Genomic DNA, 4,177 nt, shown 5'->3' on the forward strand with positions numbered 1-4,177 from the left:
CGGGGTGGCGGGGCGCGCCGGCCGCGGAGGCGACGACCAGCAGCCGGTCGCCGTCGCGGAAGTAGCCCAGCGGGCTGGTCTGCTCCCGGCCGGAGCGGGCGCCCGTCGTGGTGAGCAGCAGCAGGTCGGCGCCTTCGAAGGGGCCGCCGACGCGTCCGCCGTTGGCGCGGAACTCCTCGACGACCGGGCGGTTGGAGTCGCTGATGCGCGGTTCGGGCCGGGCGGGCGGGGACGGAGGCGGGGAAGCGGCCAAATCGGACTCCCTCGGTCAAGTTGTGGGGACAGGGGACGACGGGACTCCCGCGGCTGGACCGCCGGAACGGGGCACGGCGGAGCGTCCGGAGACAGGAGACCCGAAAGCGATATATCGAAGAATAATTACCGAATGCGGATCCGTGGTGGCCGGAAGCGGCCACGGACAACGGGAATACGCGCAGCCGGGCACGGTCGCGGCAACCGGACCGGGCGGGGCGTCCACGGACCCGCGGTCGGCCCCGGGGGAGGCGCGCGGCACGGTCGGCGCCGCCTGGAACCGCGCCGTCGGCGACCGGGAAGGTCAGCCCTCGGCAGGAGCGGCGCTGTCGCGTGCGGTGCCGCGCAGCAGCGCCAGCGCGGCCGCGGTGGTCCACGCCAGCCCCGTGCAGACCGACAGCCGCTGGTAGAGGCCGCCCACCTCGACCAGGCCGGGCTGCTGGGCGAAGCCGAGACCGGCCAGCAGGAAGAAGACGACGAAGGCGGCCGCGGCGAGACCGCTGCCGACCGCCGCCGCCCACCGCCCGCCGCGCGCGCAGCGCAGCGCCCAGACCAGAGCGGCCAGCGGCAGTCCGAGGAAGAACAGCATCGACGCGCCGTCGTGGGCCGCGCCGAGCGGGGTGTAGACCAGCGCGTCGGGGCTGCCCGGCGGATAGCCGCTCACCGGGTCGGTGGGAAACAGCCCGGCCCCGACCAGCCCGATCCCGCACAGGCCCAGCAGCCACGGAAGGAGCCCGGCGCGTTCGCCCAGCGCCCGGCGTGCCCCGAACGCGAAGGCCGTCAGCAGTACCCCGGTGACCAGGAAGTTCGCCACCTGGGTCCAGCCCGCCGGGGTCAGCGCCAGGGAGCTGACCGGGTGGCGCAGCGGGTCGTAGTCGGCACGCAGTGCCCCCGCGACGGTGAACACCACGACGAACAGCGGACCGGCGACCAGGCCGCACCGCAGGAGCCCGCGGGTCGCTGCCACGGTTCCTCCTCCCGTCGTCGGGGACCCCGTGGACTCCAGCCTAGGAGCGGATGCGGCAGCGCCCGTGGCCGCAACCGGCCACGGGCGCTGCGCGCGGGTGCGACGGAGGGCCGCGCAGAGGGGGAGGAGAACCTCGGCGCGGCCCTCGGGGCCGCCGACCAGGCGGCGGCCGCGGCGCGCGGTCCCCGGCGCGCCGCCTGCGGCCGGGGTGCGGGGGCGCCAGCTCCCCGCCGGGCACCCGGCCCGGAGAAGTCGGTCAGTCGGCCCGGGCGCTCAGCGCCCCGGTGCGCGCGTACCCCTCGGCCCGCAGCAGCAGTATCTGCCGCACCTGGGCGTTGGCCGCGCCGCCGAGGACCAGCCGCCGGGGCGGATCGGCCATGTCCGCCAGCGCCAGCAGGACCGGGGCGGCCTTGGCGGAGTCGGCGTCCTCCACTCCGCTCCACATCTCGGTGAGGCGGGCGCGCAGCGGCGCGTACTCCGCCTTCTCCTTGGTGAGGGTGGCGCCCCGGGTGAACAGCTCGGTGGCGTAGCCGCGGGGCTGCACCATGGTCACCCTGATCCCGAAGGGCTCGACCTCCATGGCCAGGGCCTCGCCGACCGAGTCGAGCGCGGCCTTGCCCGCGCCGTACAGGCCCACCGAGGCGAACCCGCCGAACGGGGCCGTGGTGGTGACCTGGATGATGCGGCCCGATCCCCGGGCGCGCAGGTGGGGCAGCACCGCCTGGACCACCCACAGCGCGCCGAAGAAGTTGACGTCCAGGTGCTCCCGGGCCTGCTGCTCGGTGGTCTCCTCCACCATGCCGAGCAGGAACCGGCCCGCGTTGTTGAGCACGACGTCCGGGCAGCCGAACGCGTCGACGGCCCGCCGCACCGCGGAGAACACCGCGGCGCGGTCGCTCACGTCCAGGGGCAGGGCCAGCAGGCGGTCCTCGTAGCGCTCGGCCAGGCCGTCGAGCGGTGTGACGTCGCGCGCCGCGCCCACCACGCGGTCGCCGCGCTCCAGGGCGGCCTCGGTGACCGCGCGGCCCAGGCCGCGGGAGGCCCCGGTGACGAACCAGACGTGGGACGGGGGCGTGTGTGCGGTCATGCGCCCTCCTCGGTGCAGCCGTCTCACAGACAAGACGAGACGTATCGTTCCGTTCGATGTCCAGCGTGCCCTCCGGCCGCCCCCCCTGTCAAGACGAAACGTCTCGTCTTATTCTGTGGGCATGACACCATCAAGAACACCCGACCCCCGGCGGCGCAGTGAGCGCTCCCGCCGCGCGATCCTCGACGCGGCCCGCACCCTCGTCGCCGAGACGGGCTACCCGAAACTGACGATCGAGGCCGTCGCCGCCCGCGCCGGAGTGGGCAAACAGACCATCTACCGCTGGTGGCCCTCCAAGGGCGCGCTCCTGCTCGACGCGGTGCTGGCGCTCAGCCACACCGAGGAGGGCGCCGTCGCGCTGCCCGACACCGGCGACCTCGAAGCCGACCTCAAGAACCTCATGCGCGCCACCGCCGCCGAGTTCGCCACCCCCGCCTTCGAAGCGCCCCTGCGCGCCCTCAGCAGCGAGATCGCCGCCGATCCCGGACTCAACGCCGACTACCGCCGACGGGTCGCCGAGCCGCTGGCGCAGGCCCTGCGGGAATGGCTGCGCAGCGCCCAGCGCACCGGGCAGATCGCCGCCGACGCCGACCTCGACCTCTTCCTCGACCTGCTCTACGCCCCCCTGTACCGGCGCTGGCTGCTGCGCGAGGGACCGCTCACCCCCGACTACACCGACGCCCTGGTCGACGCGGTGCTGCGGGCCTTCGCCCCCGCGGATGAGGACAGGAGGGCACCCGGGGCTCAGCCGTCCGGGCCGTCCTCCTCCGACCACGGCCGCCACGGCAGCGCCTCGCGCCACCCCGGCCGCTCCGCCGTCCAGTCCGCCAACACCCCGGCGACGGGCTGAGGGGCGAGCAGCCCGGACGGGCGCGGCACCTCCGCCCAGAAGCGGCGGTCCGCGCCGACCTCGCGGTACTCCACCCGGTAGCTCAGATCGTCGTTCAGGTAGACCTGCATGTAGTGGTGCCCGCGGGGACGCCGGTCCAGCCGCTCGACGACCACGAACCGGTGGGTCGGGGCCAGGTCGGCCAGCAGGCCGTACAGGGTCTCCTCCGACGGGTCGTCCCAGGTGCGCCCGCACCACTCTCTCGCCCGCAGTACCGGTCCGGTCATGGCGGCGACCCTACCGCCCCGCTGTGACCGGCACCGACACTGGAAGGACCGCACAACCCCCGTGCCGGGGCGGGATCCGGTCACCGGAGCAACCGGCACACTGCGGTAAAGAAGTAAGGAAAACGGCGGCGGTTGTCCAAGGGAGTCGCGGGTGCAGTCCGAAATGGTGCTGGCGGGCCGGTACCGGCTGGAGGAACGGCTGGGACGGGGCGGAATGGGCGAGGTGTGGCGGGCCTTCGACCCGCATCTGGAACGCGAGGTCGCCGTCAAGGTCATCGTCGGGGGAGGCGGCGACGACGTCCTGATCCGCCGCTTCCAGCGGGAGGCGCGCATCGCCGCCGGCATCCAGCACCCCGGCATCACCGCCGTGCACGACTTCGGCCGCCACGACGGGCAGCTGTTCCTCGTCATGGAGCTGCTGCGCGGCCGCGACCTGGGCGCGGTGCTGGCCGACCACCCCGAAGGACTGCCGCTGGACCTGCTGGTGTCGGTCTCCGTGCAGGCCGCCGAGGCGCTGCGGGCCGCGCACGCCCACCGGGTGGTGCACCGCGACCTCAAACCCGGCAACCTGTTCCTGCTCGACACCGGGCACGTCAAGATCTGCGACTTCGGCATCGCCCACATCGCGGACGCGACCAGCCAGCTCACCGCCGTGGGAACCGCGCTGGGCACCCCGGCGTTCATGCCGCCCGAGCAGTGGAAGGGCGAGGAGGTCGACGCGAGCAGCGACGTCTACGCGTTCGGCGCGGTCCTGC

Annotated in this window: 6 protein-coding genes; 2 read left to right on the plus strand and 4 right to left on the minus strand. The window is 74.4% G+C overall.

Annotation, left to right across the window (positions count from 1 at the left end; all coding sequences use genetic code 11):
* From AC529_RS08535 to AC529_RS08545, 3 genes are all read right to left on the minus strand, one after another.
* On the minus strand, positions 1 to 253 hold a 253-nt coding region (locus AC529_RS08535; protein ID WP_157080166.1), incomplete at its 3' end, for a nitroreductase/quinone reductase family protein.
* A 303-nt stretch (positions 254 to 556) separates the two neighbouring features.
* Positions 557 to 1,219: a DUF998 domain-containing protein gene (locus AC529_RS08540; protein WP_068755361.1), complete on the minus strand. Its 663-nt coding sequence runs from the start codon at positions 1,217 to 1,219 to the stop codon at positions 557 to 559.
* A 256-nt stretch (positions 1,220 to 1,475) separates the two neighbouring features.
* A complete protein-coding gene (locus AC529_RS08545; RefSeq protein WP_068755363.1) occupies positions 1,476 to 2,306 on the minus strand; it encodes an SDR family NAD(P)-dependent oxidoreductase in 831 nt (276 codons plus the stop codon).
* Positions 2,307 to 2,427: 121 nt separating this feature from the next.
* Between AC529_RS08545 and AC529_RS08550 the strand changes: the two genes are divergently transcribed.
* On the plus strand, positions 2,428 to 3,156 hold the full coding sequence (locus AC529_RS08550; RefSeq protein ID WP_083948043.1) for a TetR/AcrR family transcriptional regulator: 729 nt from the start codon (positions 2,428 to 2,430) through the stop codon (positions 3,154 to 3,156).
* On the opposite strand, the gene AC529_RS19565 is transcribed toward AC529_RS08550, so the two are convergent.
* Positions 3,051 to 3,422, minus strand: coding sequence for a hypothetical protein (locus tag AC529_RS19565; RefSeq protein WP_083948044.1), 372 nt, complete (start codon positions 3,420 to 3,422; stop codon positions 3,051 to 3,053). The two genes, AC529_RS08550 and AC529_RS19565, sit on opposite strands and share 106 nt — an antisense overlap.
* 151 nt (positions 3,423 to 3,573) lie before the next feature.
* Between AC529_RS19565 and AC529_RS08555 the strand changes: the two genes are divergently transcribed.
* The coding region (locus AC529_RS08555; protein WP_157080167.1) for a serine/threonine-protein kinase at positions 3,574 to 4,177 on the plus strand (604 nt) is incomplete at its 3' end.

This window comes from Thermobifida cellulosilytica TB100 (assembly GCF_001517975.1).
Classification (GTDB): Bacteria; Actinomycetota; Actinomycetes; order Streptosporangiales; family Streptosporangiaceae; genus Thermobifida; species Thermobifida cellulosilytica.